Below are 14968 nucleotides of genomic sequence, written 5' to 3'. Positions count from 1 at the left end.
AAGCGCCCCGGGAGGAAACTCCCGGGGCGCTTTTGCATGCCCGCAAACGAGGGTCACGAAGCTGAGGGCACGAACGATAGCATGGCGGCAACCACCCATTTTTGTGAAAAAGGAACACATGGAACTCTTGCCGCGCCTTGCCGCCCTCGCCGAAAAGGTGCGGGATCAGCACCAGCAGATTGCGACCGAGGAAGCCACGAAGAACGCCTTCATTATGCCGTTCATCGCGACCGTTCTCGGTTATGACGTCTTCAACCCGCTCGAGGTGATTCCCGAGTTCACGGCGGACGTGGGCATCAAAAAGGGCGAGAAGATCGACTACGCGATCATGCAGGATGGGGAGATCCAGATGCTGATCGAATGCAAGAAGGCCGGTGCGCCGCTCAACCTGGAAAACGCCTCGCAGCTCTTCCGCTATTTCGCGGTGACCAGCGCCCGGATCGCGGTGCTCACCAACGGGGTCACCTACAACTTCTACTCCGACATCGACGCCCCGAACCGGATGGACGAGAAGCCGTTCCTGGTCCTGGACCTGCTTGACATCGACGAGAGCATCGTGGGGGAGCTGCAGAAGCTCACCAAAACCGATTTTGACCTCGACTCGATCATCAGCGCCGCCGGGGAGCTGAAGTACATCGGCCAGATCAAGCGGGTGATCGGACGCCAGTTCCGTGAGCCCGATGACGAGTGGGTGCGCTTCCTCACCAGCCGCGTGTACGACGGCGTGATCACCCAGAAGGTACGCGAGCAGTTCCGCGGGCTGGTCACCAAGGCCGCCGGTCAGTACCTCAACGACCAGGTGAACGAGCGCCTGAAATCGGCGCTGGGGAGCGCACGACCGCTGCCGATCACCAGGATCGAGGACGACGATCCCGAACCCACCAACGAGGTATCCGAGGCGGGCGGGGGAGAGGCCGAAGATGACGGCATCGTCACCACGCTGGAGGAGCTTGAGGGCTACCACATCGTGCGCGCGATCGTCTGCTCGGATGTGGACGTCGACCGGGTGGTGTACCGGGACGCCAAGTCGTACTTCGCGATCCTGTTCGACGACAACAATCGCAAGCCCATTGCGCGGTTGCACTTCAACCGAGCCCAGAAGTACCTGGGCCTGATTGACGCGGACAAAAACGAGACCCGCATTCCGATCGAACACCCCACCGAGATCTATACTCACGCGGATGCGCTGCGCGAGACCGTGCGCCGCTACCACGAGGTCTAGCAGCACACACAAAAACACCGCGGCCCCCGTTCCCAAAGGAACGGGGGCCGCGGTGTTGAGGGACCCTAGTAGGACTGAGCGATCAGGTCCTCGGGAACCTCCGAGGCTGCAGCCTCATCCACGAAGAAGACGGTGCGACGACGGCCCTTGACGCCCGCGATCGGCACATCCGCATAGGACGCACCGGCCAGGGCGAGACCCAGCGGCGACGCCTTCTCCGCACCGGCCAGCTCCACCCACACACGGCGGGAGGTGTTGATCGCGGTACGGGTGAGGGTCAGTCGCTCGCTCGGCGGCTTCGGCGAGTTGCGTACCGGCAGGACCGTGTGGTCCTTGTCCAGTACCTCGGTGAAACCGGGGAACAGCGAGGCGGTGTGCCCGTCGGGCCCGACACCCAGGAAGGTGATGTCGAAGCGGGGCAGGTTCGAGTCGCCATCGGCGAAACGAGCCAGCTCCTCGGCATACGCGACCGCGGCGGCATCCAGGTCGAGTCCGGCATCCGATGCGGGCATCGGATGAATGTTCTCGGCCGGGATGGTCAGGTGATCCAGCAGAGCCGAATACGCCTTCACATCGTTGCGGTCCTCGTGGCCGGCGGGCACAAAGCGCTCGTCGCTCCACCAGAAGTGAACACGAGACCAGTCAACACTGTCGCGCGCGGCGGAAGCATTGATGGATTCGAGCACCGCGATCCCCACACGGCCACCCTCCAGCACAACGTTTACACGATCGTATTCGTCGAGCAGGTCGAGGGTCTTGGTGAGGAAGCGTGCGGCCAGGGAGGCCGTCAGCGCTTCTGCATCCTTATGAATGAGGACGCGGCGTTCGTTGGTCATCGTTGATCCCTTACTTTACTTCGTGGTGGACTCGGCCAGCAGTTCGGCCAGTCCGGTGGTGATTACATCGCCGTACAGTGCGTCCGGGTCGAGCCGGCGCAGTTCCTCGGCGAGGCAGTCGCGCAGGCTGCGGCGGGGCAGAGCAATTTCGTGCTCGGGTTGACCCGGCAGCTTCAGCGTAGCCGACGTGCTGGTGAACGGACGAACGATCGACACCTCACCGCTGTCGCGCACGAGGGTCACCGAGTGGATTCCGGTGTCGTGCGAACCGCGCTCGGTCTCGACCTGCTCCACCGGAGCCTGCAGCGCACGGCGCAGCCAGGCGGCCAGCAGGATGGTCGAGGGGGAGTCGGAGGCACCCGAGACGATCACCTTGGTGACCGGCTCATACGGCGGCTGGTCCAGCGCTGCGGCGAGCTGAGCACGCCACAGGGTCAGACGGGTCCACGCGAAGTCGGTGTCACCGGCAGTGTAGGTGGTGGCACGCGTGTTCAGCGTGGCCAGCACATCCTCGCCGATCGAGGCATCGGTGATCCGGCGCTGCGCCATGCGACCCAGCGCGGTGTGCGCCACGTCGGCCGGAGCCTTGCCGGGCCACCAGGCCACAACCGGAGCGTCCGGCAGCAGCAGGCCGGTGATCAGCGATTCCTCGCTGGTCGCGACCGCGCCGAAGACGCTGAGGATGATGACCTCGCTGGCACCGGCGTCGCCACCGACACGGATTTCCGCGTCCAGACGATCCACGGTACCGGGGGTGACCTCGTTGGAGACCACGATCACACGCATCGGGTGCTCACGCGATGCCTCATTGGCAGCGTGAATTGCATCCTCTTCCTGACCGTGCTCGGAGCTGATCACCAGGGTCAGCACGCGACCCAGGGCGACGGCTCCGCCGTCTTCGCGCAGGGTTACCAGGCGCTTAGCCACCGCACTGACGGTGGTGTCGGGCAGTTCGACGATCATGGGCGTCTCCAATTCCGGCCGTCACGCTGAAGGAGTTCGTCGGCCGAAGCCGGTCCCCAGGATCCGGGCTGATACTGATCAAGCGGGCCACCCTCTGCGGCCCAGAACTCCTCGATCGGGTCGAGGATCTTCCAGGAGAGCTCAACCTCCTCGTGGCGCGGGAACAGGGGCGGGTCGCCCAGGAGAACGTCGAGAATCAGACGCTCGTAGGCCTCGGGGCTCGCCTCGGTGAACGCGTGACCGTAACCGAAGTCCATGGTCACATCGCGCACCTGAGTGCTGGCACCGGGAACCTTCGAACCGAAACGGATCGTGACACCCTCGTCCGGCTGGACGCGGATCACGAGGGCGTTCTGGCCGAGCTCGGCGGTCTGGCTCTCCTCGAACAGGTACTGCGGTGCACGCTTGAAGACAACGGCGATCTCGGTCACACGACGACCCAGACGCTTACCCGCACGCAGGTAGAAGGGCACACCGGCCCAGCGACGGGTGTTGATGTCCAGACGCATTGCGGCGTAGGTCTCGGTGATCGACTCGGGGTTCATGCCGTCCTCGTCGAGGAAGCCGGGAACCTGTTCGCCACCCTGCCATCCGCCGGCGTACTGGCCGCGGGCGGTAGCGGTTGCCAGGTCTGCGGGCAGACGCACGGCGGAGAGGACCTTCTCCTTCTCGGCACGCAGGTCTGCGGCGTCAAACGAGTTGGGCTCTTCCATCGCGGTCAGCGCGAGCAGCTGGAGCAGGTGGTTCTGGATCACGTCGCGGGCGGCACCAATACCGTCGTAATATCCGGCACGACCACCCACACCGATGTCCTCGGCCATGGTGATCTGTACGTGGTCTACGTGGTTGGCGTTCCACAGCGGCTCGAACATCTGGTTGGCGAAACGCAGCGCCAGGATGTTCTGAACGGTTTCCTTACCGAGGTAGTGGTCGATGCGGAAGACCGAGTCGGCGGGGAACACGGACTCGACCACGGCGTTGAGCTCGCGGGCGGTCTTCAGGTCCGAGCCAAACGGCTTCTCGATGACCACACGACGCCAGGACCCTTCCTTCTGGTCGGCCAGGCCCGAGCGGCGCAGCTGCTCGGTCACAACCGGGAAGGCCTTCGGCGGGATCGACAGGTAGAACGCGTAGTTGCCCATGGTGCCGCGTTCGCGGTCCAGGGTCTCCACGGTCTGCTTGAGGCGGTCAAATGCCTCGTTGTCATCGAACTCTCCGGGAACGAAGCGGATACCCTGCGCAAGCTGGTCCCACACCTCTTCCCGGAACTCGGTCCGGGAGTGCTCCCGGACCGAGTCGTGCACTACCTGCATGAAGTCCTGGTCTTCCCAATCACGGCGGGCGAACCCGACCAGGGAGAAGCCCGGGGGCAACAGCCCACGGTTCGCCAGGTCGTAAACGGCCGGCATGAGTTTCTTACGTGACAGGTCTCCGGTAACACCAAAGATGACCAGTCCGCTCGGGCCGGCGATTCGGTTCAATCGCCGGTCCGAGCTCAGCCGGAGCGGATTAAACTCCGGCGTAATATCCACGGGGGACATGGGACTCCTAGAAGGTTTTGCGAGGGGTTGTTAGCGCGCGATGGCGGCGAACAGGGTTTCGATGGTGCTGGCCGGGTCGGTCAGGGTGAGGGTTACGACGGGACGACCGTGGTCGGCCAGTACGCTTGCGTCACCCTGCGCCTGAGCGGCAATCAGCTCACCGAAGGTGAACGGACGCTCCGGGATCTCGAGGTCCGCGGGGGCGGTCTCGGTGATCTGCAGGAACACGCCCACGGCCGGTCCGCCCTTGTGGAACTGACCGGTCGAGTGCAGGAAGCGCGGGCCCCAACCGAAGGTGACCGGACGACCGGTTACCGCGGCGAACTGGTCGCGGACACCCTGCAGCTGCGGGTTGGCGACACGGTCTACGTAGGCCTGCACGGAGAAGTAGCCATCCTCGGGCAGGGTGCCGATCAGGGCATCCAGAACCTCGCGGACGGTGGTGGCGGAGCCGATGATCTCAGCCGGGCCGCGCACCTCGATACCGGCGTCCACAAATGCGGGCGCGGTGGGCTCGGGGCGAGAGTCCAGCAGACCGCGGGTAGCGATCTTGGCGGACTCCACGTCGGGCTGGTCGAAGGGGTTGATCCCCAGCAGGCGACCGGCCACAACCACCGCGTACTCCCACACCAGCAGCTGAGCGCCGAGGCTACCGCTGACGAGGATTTCACCCTCGCGTGCGTGGTTGTCGAAGTGGGTGTGGGCGTTGTCCACCAGGCGCACGATCTGGGTGTCCGCGTAGTCCGCGGTGACCTCGGTCGAGAGCGGCTCGAGCACAACCGGCAGGACGCCGGTGCCGAGCTTTCCGGTGGACTCGGCGATCAGCTGCTCAACCCAGTCGCCGAAGCCGACGATGTGGCTGCCATCGGTGACGATGCCCAGCTTGCTGCGGAATGCGATGGCCGCACCGAGCACCAGGCCCGGGTTGGTCTCGTTGTCCACGGCGAGCTCAACCGAGATGGCCTCGGCCTCGTTGAGCAGCTCGTCGATGTCCGCACCGGCGAGACCGGCGGGGACCAGACCGAAGGCGGTCAGGGCCGAGTAGCGGCCACCCACGTTGGGGTCCGCGTTGAAGACGGTGTAACCGGCCTCACGTGCGGACTTGTCCAGCGGGGAACCCGGGTCGGTGACCACGATGATGCGCTCGGTCGGGTTGATGCCCGCCGCGGTGAACGCAGCCTCGTAGGCGCGACGCTGGCTGTCGGTCTCCACGGTCGAACCCGACTTGGAGGACACCACGAGGGCGCTGGTCTCCAGGCGGTCGTTCAGCGCGGCCAGGATCTGACCGGGAGCGGTCGAGTCCAGGATGGTCAGCGGAGCGTCCAGCGTGTTGGTGATGACCTCGGGGGCCAGCGAGGACCCGCCCATGCCACCCAGCACGATGTGGTTCACACCGGCTGCGCGCAGCTTGTCGCGCAGCTCGATGATCGGGGCCACCAGCGGACGCGAGACCGAAACGGCTTCGGTCCAACCCAGGCGGATGGAGGACTCGGCCTCGGCGTCCGCGCCCCACAGGGTGGGGTTCTGGGCGGTGATACCCGAGGCGACCAGGTCGGCCACCAGGGTGGGAACGGCTTCTTCTACGGCTACCTTGACGGTGCCGGAGAGGTGGATTTCGAAGCTCACTTCGAAGCCTCCAGAGCTGCGTTCACGGTGTCCAGCAGTTCGTTCCAGGAGACGATGAACTTCTCAACGCCCTCCTTCTCGAGCTGAGCGGTGGCCTCGTCGTAGGACACGCCTGCGGCGGCTACGGCGTCCATGATCTCGTGAGCGGCGGCGTAGGCCACGGTCACGGTGTCACCGGTGATGACGCCGTGGTCGGCGGTAGCCTCGAGGGTCTTCTCCGGCATGGTGTTGACAACACCGGCGGCAACCAGCTCGGTCACGTACAGGGTGTCGGGCAGAGCGGCATCCTTGACACCGGTCGAAGCCCACAGCGGACGCTGCTTGTTTGCACCGGCGGCCAGCAGACCGGCGGCACGCTCGGAGGCGAACTCCTGCTCGAAGGCCTCGTAGGCCAGCTGAGCGTTGGCAACGCCGGCCTTCGACTTCAGGGCCACGGCCTCGGGGGTGCCCACGGCGTCCAGGCGAGCGTTGATCTCGCTGTCTACGCGCGACACGAAGAACGAGGCAACCGAGTGGATGCCCGAGATGTCGATGCCCTTGGCCTTGGCCTGCTCGAGACCGGCCAGGTAGGCGTTGACCACGGCGCGGTAGCGCTCGAGCGAGAAGATCAGGGTCACGTTGACGCTGATGCCCTCGGCGATCACGGCGGTGATGGCCTCGAGGCCCTCAACGGTCGCGGGGATCTTGATCATGGCGTTGGGGCGGTTGACCTTAGCCCACAGCTCCTTGGCCTGTGCGATGGTCGCAGCGGCGTCGTGAGCGAAGCCCGGCTCGACCTCGATCGAGACGCGGCCATCGAAGCCCTTGGAGGAGGCGTAGATGTCGGCGAAGATGTCGCTTGCGGCGGCAACGTCGTCGGTGGTGATCTCGAAGACGGCCTTCGATGCGTCAACACCGGCAGCCTTGAGCTCAGCAACCTGCTCGGCGTAGCTCTCACCGTTGCTCAGGGCACCGGCGAAGATGGTCGGGTTGGTGGTCACGCCGACAACGTTCTTCTCGGCGATCAGGGCCTGCAGGCTGCCGGACTGGATGCGTCCGCGGGACAGGTCGTCAAGCCAGATGCTGACGCCGGCCTCGGACAGGGCGGCGGTACGTTCGTTAGTCATTGAATCTTCTTCTTTCCTGTTCAACGCCTACGCGTTGAGCGAGTCCTTGGCCGCGGCCACAACGGCCTCGGTCGTGATACCAAACTTGGTGTACAGGGTCTTCTCATCTGCCGAAGCACCGAAGTGCTCCAGGGAGATGGAACGTCCACGGTCGCCAACAATTCCCCGCCAGGTGAGGGCGATACCGGCCTCAACCGAAACGCGAGCGGTGATGGCTGCCGGGAGGACCGACTCCTGGTAGGCGGCGTCCTGCTCGGCGAACCACTCAAGCGAGGGAACCGAGACGACGCGGGCCTGGATGCCCTCGGCTGCCAGTGCGGTGCGAGCCTCAACGGCCAGCTGCACCTCGGAACCGGTGGCGATCAGCAGCACCTCGGGGGTGCCGTTCGGAGCCTCCAGCAGCGTGTAAGCGCCGCGAGCGGTCAGCGATGCCGATGCGAAGGTCTCACCTTCGGCAGCACCCTCGCCACGTGCGTACACGGGGAGGTTCTGACGCGACAGGGCGATACCCTGCGGGGCGGTGTGACGCTTGAGCATCTCGAGCCACGCGTGAGCGGTCTCGTTGGCGTCGGCCGGACGGATGATGTCCAGGTTCGGGATGGCGCGGAGCGCTGCGAGGTGCTCAACCGGCTGGTGGGTCGGACCGTCTTCGCCGAGGGCGATCGAGTCGTGGGTCCAGACGAAGATCGGGGCGATGTTCATCAGGGCGGCCAGACGGACGGCGGGACGCATGTAGTCGGCGAACTGCAGGAAGGTTCCACCGAAGACGCGGGTCTTACCGTGCAGGGCGATACCGTTCATGATTGCGCCCATGGCGTGCTCACGGATACCGAAGTGCAGAACGCGACCGTAGTCGTTACCGGTCCACGCGTTGGTGGAGTGCTCGGCGGGCACGAACGAGGGGGCACCCTCGATGGTGGTGTTGTTCGAACCGGCGAGGTCGGCGGAGCCACCCCACAGCTCGGGCAGCACCGAGGCGAGGCCGTTGATGACCTTACCCGAGGCAACACGGGTCGAAACCGACGAGCCACCCTCGAAGACCGGCAGAGCGGACTCGATGTCGGCGGGCAGTTCGCCAGCCTCCAGGCGAGCCAGCAGCTCGGCGCGCTCGGGGTTTGCGGCGGCCCAGGCGTCAAAGCGAACCTGCCATGCTGCGTGCAGCTCGGCACCGCGTGCCACGGCACCGCGGGTGTGGTTGATGACGTCCTCGTCCACCTGGAAGCTCTGCTCCGGGTCGAAGCCCACAACGGTCTTCAGCGCGGCGAGTTCCTCGGCACCCAGCTTGGAGCCGTGGATGCCACCGGAGTTCTGCTTCTTGGGGGAGGGGTAACCGATGATGGTCTTGAGGATGATCAGCGAGGGCTTCTTGGTCTCAGCCTTGGCAGCCTCGATGGTGTCGTTCAGTTCCTGAACGTCCTCGACGTACTCGCCGTTCTTCTTCCAGTCGACGATGCGCACATCCCAGCCGTAGGCCTCGTAGCGCTTGGCAACGTCCTCGGTGAAGGCGATGTTGGTGTCGTCCTCGATCGAGATCTGGTTGGAGTCGTAAATGGCAATCAGGTTGCCGAGCTCCTGGTGGCCGGCCAGCGAGGAAGCCTCGCTGGTCACGCCCTCCTGCAGGTCACCGTCACCGGCAATCACGTACACGAAGTGGTCGAAGGGGCTGGTGCCGGCCTCGGCCTCGGGGTCAAACAGGCCACGCTCGTAGCGGGCGGCGTAGGCGAAGCCCACGGCCGAGGCGAGACCCTGGCCCAGCGGACCGGTGGTGATCTCGACGTGGTCGGTGTGACCAAACTCGGGGTGACCCGGGGTCTTCGAGCCCCAGGTGCGCAGTGCCTCGATGTCGGCCTTTTCCAGGCCGAATCCGCCGAGGTACAGCTGGACGTACTGAGTGAGGGAGGAGTGGCCGACCGACAGCACGAAGCGGTCGCGTCCCAGCCAATCCTGGTCGCTCGGGTCCTTGTGCATGACCTTCTGGAAGAGGAGGTAGGCGACCGGTGCGAGGCTCATTGCCGTTCCGGGGTGGCCGTTACCGACCTTTTCTACGGCATCCGCCGCGAGAACGCGAGCGGTGTTAACCGCCTTGTTGTCGATGGGATCCCACTTCAGAGCTGCCAAGATTATTGACCTTTCCTAATCGAACCCGGCGGCCTGGGTTGGCCACCGTGGCTGAGCGAACTGCGTGTCGCGCACGGCGCCGCACCCGGGGGCGGGCACTACAACGAAGTGCGGGTCCGGGGGAAAGGCGTCGCGTTATTGCGAGCGTCTACCAGTATAGGGAGTTCCGCTCCCGATAGCGGGGGAGTCCGGGCGCGCGTGCACGGTTGGTCGCCCGAAACCGATCCCGTAGGATGGGCGAGTCGAGTGAAGAGGTATATAGAACTAATGGACGTCGCAGAGTTGACCCCCGTCGCCACCGAGAAGATCGGTGCCAAGCGCAAGGTGCGTGCGTACATCGCGCTCACAAAACCCCGTGTTATGGAGCTTCTGCTGGTGACCACGGTCCCGGTAATGATCCTCGCTCAGGGTGGTCTGCCGACCCTCGGACTGGTCCTCGCCACGGTCATTGGTGGTGCGCTGAGTGCGGGTTCCGCCGGCGCGTTCAACTGCTATTTCGACCGCGATATCGACCGCGTGATGAACCGAACTCAGGGTCGACCGCTTGTGACCGGAGAGGTCAGCCCGCGCGAGGCGCTCGTGTTTTCCTGGGTTCTGGCGGTGGTTTCCACGGTGTGGCTGGCCCTCACCACCAACCTGCTGGCAGCCGCACTCTCGGTCGCGGCCATCGCTTTCTATGTGCTGATCTACACGCTGTGGCTCAAGCGTCGCACCGCTCAGAACATCATCTGGGGCGGAATTGCGGGCTGTTTCCCGGTGCTGATCGGCTGGTCGGCGGTCACCGGTTCGCTCTCCTGGGAACCCTTCATTCTCTTCGGCGTGGTATTCCTCTGGACCCCGCCGCACTACTGGCCGCTGTCGATGAAGTATCGCGAGGACTACCGCTCGGTGGGTGTCCCGATGCTCGCCGTGGTGCGCGGTCGGGCCCAGGTGGGCCTGCAGGTCATCCTGTACGCGTGGGCCACCGTGGCCTGCTCGCTGCTGCTGATTCCGGTGGGCAACATGGGCATCGTATACAGCGTGGTTGCGGTGCTGGCCGGCGGCTGGTTCATCTTTGAGACACACCGCCTGTACAACCTCGCTATCCGCGGTGCGGCGGCGAGTCCGATGCGCGTGTTCCACGGTTCCATCTCGTATCTCACGCTGGTGTTCCTCGCGGTGGGGATTGACCCGCTGCTGCACTTCTAGGGCGAATCTGCACGTTCGTGCAGCACGTTTCGCGCTTTGGGTATCGGGCGGGTCGATTTAGCTGCACATACGTTCAGCGCTCGTGAACCAACGTGAGCCCGCATCGGGACCGTGGGTACCCAGACAAAAGGGCGGTGGCCCCCTCCGAAGAGGGGGCCACCGCCCTTTCTTGCTGCCGGGTTAGGCGCGTGCTGCCTGTGGCTCTGCCGACACCTGCTCGGGCTCGGGGATCGAGGTGCGGGTATCCAGCATGACCCGGGTGGCCAGGGCGATCACAACGCCGGCCAGGACCATGTGGGTACCCACCATGATCTCCGGCAGTCCGAGGCGTGACTGGGCGATGCCCAGGACGATCTGGGCGATCTGTCCCACCAGCAGCCAGATGACCGGCTTCACCGGGTAGCGCAGGCGCAGTCCGATGATCAGGATCAGGACGGTCGAGGCAAACATCAGGTAGCCGGGCCAGGAGTGCAGGTGCTGCATGAACTCGGGGTCCAGGCCGTTGCGGGGCACGTTGGCGTCGCCGGCGTGCGGACCCGATCCGGTGGTCAGGATGCCCATGACCGCGGCCAGGGCAACCAGGAAGGTCATGATGTGGGTGAGGATCCGGTAGGGCGCCGCGCTGCGCTTGGGGCCGGCGGCTCCGCGGTACACACGGTAGACCAGCGCGGTGGTCAGTCCCACCAGCACCAGCGAGATCACAAAGTGGGCACCCACCAGGTAGGAGTTCAGGCCGGTCAGCACCACGATGCCACCGAGCACCGCCTGCAGCGGGATGCTCATGCCCTGGGCGAAGGTCAGCCAGAACAGGTCGCGGCGACGCTTACGCAGGTTCCACACCGAGAGGAAGGCACCGATGGCGATGATCACCAGCACGAAGGTGAGTGTGCGGTTACCAAACTCGATGATCCCGTGGATCCCCATCTCCGGGGTTGAGGTCAGCGATTCGGGGGTGCACTTGGGCCAGGTGGGGCAGCCGAGCCCGGACCCGGTCAGGCGCACGGCGCCGCCGGTGCCGATCAGCACCGTCTGGAAGATCAGCGAGAGCCAGGCGAAAACACGAACCGGTCGGTTCACGCTCTGCGGCAGCCAGTTTGTGATCCGCTGATAGAGGCTTGGTGTCGGCCGGGAGGTCGTGGTCACGGGAATCGGTCCCCATCCTTAGTTAACGGTGCGGCTCGCGGTAATCACCCATGCGGAAATATGCCGGAACCTATAGAATACGAAGAGTTCGAGTAGTTGTCTGCGTTTGGCACGTTGCATGCCGGCCGCGGGCCAGGTACTGAAACCCCCTTGAACTAATTGTAGAGACGCCGGAGAGCGTCTCGCGCCACCCCCCTCTCATGCCCGCGCCTGATAGCGCATCACCGTGAGGGAATGCCAGGTACGGAAATTCTGTTACCGGCAGGTAGAAAAGAGGTAGAGACATGTCAGACGTGCTCATTGACCGTCCCGAATTGGACTCCCTGGGAGTTTACGAATTCGGATGGTCCGACTCGGATGCGGCGGGTCAATCCGCCAAACGAGGAATCTCCAAAGAGGTCGTTGCCAACATCTCGAACCTCAAGAACGAGCAGGACTGGATGCTGCAGCGACGCCTGAAGGCCCTGCAGATCTTCGAACGCAAGCCGATGCCCGCCTGGGGTGCCGACCTCTCGGCCATCGACTTCGACAACATCAAGTACTTCGTCCGCTCGACCGAGAAGCAGGCCCAGACCTGGGAAGACCTGCCCGAGGACATCAAGAACACCTACGAGAAGCTGGGTATCCCCGAGGCCGAGCGTCAGCGCCTGGTCGCCGGTGTGGCCGCCCAGTACGAGTCCGAGGTGGTGTATCACCAGATCCGCGAGGACCTCGAGCAGCAGGGTGTCATCTTCCTGGACACCGACACCGCGCTCCGTGAGCACCCCGAGTTCTTCGAGGAGTACTTCGGTACCGTGATCCCCTCGGGCGACAACAAGTTCGCCGCGCTGAACACCGCCGTGTGGTCGGGTGGCTCGTTTGTGTATGTCCCCAAGGGTGTCCACGTGGAGATCCCGCTGCAGGCCTACTTCCGGATCAACACCGAGAACATGGGCCAGTTCGAGCGCACGCTGATCATTGCCGACGAGGGCTCCTACGTCCACTACATCGAGGGCTGCACCGCCCCGATCTACAAGTCGGACTCGCTGCACTCGGCCGTGGTGGAGATCATCGTGAAGAAGAACGCCCGCGTTCGCTACACGACCATCCAGAACTGGTCGACCAACGTGTACAACCTGGTCACCAAGCGCGCCATCGCCGAAGAGGGTGCCACCATGGAGTGGATCGATGGCAACATCGGCTCCAAGGTCACCATGAAGTACCCGTCGATCTACCTCACCGGTGAGCACGCCAAGGGCGAGACCCTGTCGGTGGCCTTCGCCGGCCCCGGTCAGCACCAGGACACCGGTGCCAAGATGATCCACATGGCCCCGCACACCCAGTCGACCATCCTGTCGAAGTCCATCGCCCGTGGCGGTGGCCGCGCCGGTTACCGCGGCGAGGTCCGGGTGGACGCCAACGCGCACCACTCGAAGAACACCGTGGCCTGTGACGCCCTGCTGGTGGACCGCATCTCCCGTTCGGACACCTACCCGGCGATCGACATTCGTGTGGATGACGCCGAGCTGGGTCATGAGGCAACGGTGACCAAGGTCTCCGAGGAGCAGCTGTTCTACCTGATGAGCCGCGGCCTCGAGCAGGATGAGGCCATGGCCATGATCGTGCGCGGCTTTATCGAGCCGATCGCCCGTGAGCTCCCGATGGAATACGCACTCGAACTCAACAAGCTCATCGAAATGGGCATGGAAGGATCCGTCGGCTAAATGACGACCACATCCCCTGCAACCAGCAGCACCGAAACCGAACAGCACGGGTTCAAGGCGCACAGCGACGGCGGCGACGCCTTCGTGCCGGTCCAGACCCGTTCCGAGCGCTTCGCCTCGACCGATGTGGCCGCCTTCCCGGCGGTCACCGGTCGCGAGCCCGCCTGGAAGTACACCCCGGTCGCGCAGCTTGCCGACCTGATTGATGGCGAGCTGGACGGATCCGAGTATCCGTTTGAGGCGCCCGCCGTCGACGGCGTCGCCGTGGCCTGGGTGGGTCGCGACGATAAGCGGATTGGCACCGCCGGTACCCCCGAGAACAAGGCCGCCGCGAACGCGTGGACCGCGTTTGAGAAGGCCCTGGTGATCTCGGTCACCGGCGAGGAGGAGAAGACCTTCCGCCTGCACCGCAGCGCACTGGGGAACGCCTCCCGTGCCGCGCACACCGTGATCGAGGCCGCACCGCACTCGCGCGCCCTGGTCATCCTCGAAAACGCCGGCCAGGCCGCGCTGACCGAGAACATCGAGATCATCGTTGGCGACGGCGCTCAGCTCACCGTGGTGAGCGTTCAGGAGTGGGCGGAGGATGCCCGCCACCTGGCCGAGCACCTCGCCGAGATCGGTCGCGACGCCAAGCTCAAGCACGTGGCCGTGACCCTCGGTGGCAAGATCGTCCGAGTGAACCCCTCGACCCACCTGGGCAGCCAGGGTGCCGACATTGAGTCGCTCGGTGTGTACTTCGCCGACGCTCACCAGCACCTTGAGCAGCACGTCTACGTCGACCACGACGCCGAGAACACCCGCTCCCGCGTGAGCTACAAGGGTGCACTCCAGGGTGAGGGCGCGCACACCGTGTGGATCGGCGACGTTCTGATCCGCCAGACCGGAACCGCGACCGACTCCTATGAGGAGAACCGCAACCTCGTGCTCAGCGAGGGTACCCGCGCCGACTCGGTGCCGAACCTCGAGATCGAGACCGGCGACATCGCCGGCGCCGGTCACGCCAGCGCCACCGGTCGTTTCGACGACGAGCAGCTGTTCTACCTGATGGCACGCGGCATCGCCGAGGCCGACGCCCGTCGCCTCGTGGTGCACGGCTTCCTGGTGGAGATCATCCAGCGCATCGGCGACGCCGAGCTGGGTGAGCGCATCGAGGCCGCCATCGAGCGCGAGCTTGCGGCGGGTGACCTCCAGTCGTGAGTACCCGTGTTGCTGCCCTTGCCGATCTGACCCTCAACCAGGCCCTGCGCGTGGTGGTCGACGGCACTCCGATCGCACTCGTGTTGGACGCGCAGGGTGAGGTCCACGCAATCGGAGACACCTGCACCCACGGCGATATTTCCCTCGCCGAGGGGTTTGTTGAGGGGGAGACCCTCGAGTGCTGGGCTCACGGGTCCGCATTCTCGCTGAAAACCGGCAAGCCCCTGACCCTTCCCGCCTATGAGCCCGTCCCGGTATACGCCGTGGAGCTGCGCGATGGCGACATTTTTATCGACCCGACCGTAACGAAAGAGATCTAGCG

General features: G+C 64.9%; 12 protein-coding genes. 5 read left to right on the top strand and 7 right to left on the bottom strand.

Translation table 11 applies throughout. From position 1 onward, the window contains the following. Nucleotides 1–118 precede the first annotated feature (118 nt). Nucleotides 119–1222 carry a type I restriction endonuclease gene (locus D9V34_RS05815; RefSeq protein WP_121687939.1) on the top strand — a complete coding sequence of 368 codons (1104 nt, stop codon included), beginning with the start codon at nt 119–121 and terminating at the stop codon, nt 1220–1222. A gap of 65 nt (nt 1223–1287) precedes the next feature. Here D9V34_RS05815 and pgl read toward each other — a convergent pair whose 3' ends face one another. The 6 genes from pgl to tkt are packed head-to-tail and all read right to left on the bottom strand — an operon-like array spanning nt 1288 to nt 9412. Next, nucleotides 1288–2058, bottom strand: coding sequence for a 6-phosphogluconolactonase (gene pgl, locus D9V34_RS05810; RefSeq protein ID WP_030143378.1), 771 nt, complete (start codon nt 2056–2058; stop codon nt 1288–1290). A gap of 15 nt (nt 2059–2073) precedes the next feature. Then, complete coding sequence (locus tag D9V34_RS05805; RefSeq protein ID WP_121687938.1) at nt 2074–3021, bottom strand: glucose-6-phosphate dehydrogenase assembly protein OpcA; 948 nt, start codon at nt 3019–3021, stop codon at nt 2074–2076. Continuing rightward, the gene (gene zwf, locus D9V34_RS05800; protein ID WP_121687937.1) at nt 3018–4562 is read right to left on the bottom strand and encodes a glucose-6-phosphate dehydrogenase; all 1545 of its coding nucleotides are present in this window, start codon (nt 4560–4562) and stop codon (nt 3018–3020) included. The genes D9V34_RS05805 and zwf overlap by 4 nt, the downstream gene beginning before the upstream one ends. Nucleotides 4563–4592: 30 nt before the next feature. After that, entirely contained in the window at nt 4593–6188 is a 1596-nt protein-coding gene (locus D9V34_RS05795) for a glucose-6-phosphate isomerase (RefSeq protein ID WP_121687936.1), read from the bottom strand. Then, nucleotides 6185–7294: a transaldolase gene (gene tal / locus D9V34_RS05790; RefSeq protein ID WP_030143382.1), complete on the bottom strand. Its 1110-nt coding sequence runs from the start codon at nt 7292–7294 to the stop codon at nt 6185–6187. The genes D9V34_RS05795 and tal overlap by 4 nt, the downstream gene beginning before the upstream one ends. A 27-nt stretch (nt 7295–7321) precedes the next feature. Then, the gene (gene tkt / locus D9V34_RS05785; protein WP_121687935.1) at nt 7322–9412 is read right to left on the bottom strand and encodes a transketolase; all 2091 of its coding nucleotides are present in this window, start codon (nt 9410–9412) and stop codon (nt 7322–7324) included. A gap of 267 nt (nt 9413–9679) precedes the next feature. On the opposite strand from tkt, the gene D9V34_RS05780 reads away from it, so the two are divergent. After that, the gene (locus D9V34_RS05780; protein ID WP_030143384.1) at nt 9680–10600 is read left to right on the top strand and encodes a heme o synthase; all 921 of its coding nucleotides are present in this window, start codon (nt 9680–9682) and stop codon (nt 10598–10600) included. A 180-nt stretch (nt 10601–10780) separates the two neighbouring features. Here the strand turns inward: D9V34_RS05780 and D9V34_RS05775 are convergent, their stop codons facing one another. Next, nucleotides 10781–11743: a COX15/CtaA family protein gene (locus D9V34_RS05775; protein ID WP_121687934.1), complete on the bottom strand. Its 963-nt coding sequence runs from the start codon at nt 11741–11743 to the stop codon at nt 10781–10783. A 284-nt stretch (nt 11744–12027) separates the two neighbouring features. On the opposite strand from D9V34_RS05775, the gene sufB reads away from it, so the two are divergent. Genes sufB through D9V34_RS05760 form a run of 3 tightly spaced genes read left to right on the top strand, consistent with a single transcriptional unit; the run spans nt 12028 to nt 14966 of the window. Further along, nucleotides 12028–13446: a Fe-S cluster assembly protein SufB gene (gene sufB / locus D9V34_RS05770; RefSeq protein WP_030143386.1), complete on the top strand. Its 1419-nt coding sequence runs from the start codon at nt 12028–12030 to the stop codon at nt 13444–13446. Then, on the top strand, nt 13447–14646 hold the full coding sequence (gene sufD / locus D9V34_RS05765; protein WP_121687933.1) for a Fe-S cluster assembly protein SufD: 1200 nt from the start codon (nt 13447–13449) through the stop codon (nt 14644–14646). Beyond that, complete coding sequence (locus D9V34_RS05760) at nt 14643–14966, top strand: non-heme iron oxygenase ferredoxin subunit (RefSeq protein WP_121687932.1); 324 nt, start codon at nt 14643–14645, stop codon at nt 14964–14966. The genes sufD and D9V34_RS05760 overlap by 4 nt, the downstream gene beginning before the upstream one ends. Nucleotides 14967–14968: the final 2 nt, after the last annotated feature.

Source organism: Mycetocola lacteus (assembly GCF_003667575.1).
In the GTDB taxonomy this organism is placed as follows: domain Bacteria; phylum Actinomycetota; class Actinomycetes; order Actinomycetales; family Microbacteriaceae; genus Mycetocola; species Mycetocola lacteus.
Note: the sequence above shows the minus strand (reverse complement) of the source record. Positions and strands in the feature narration are given on the sequence as shown.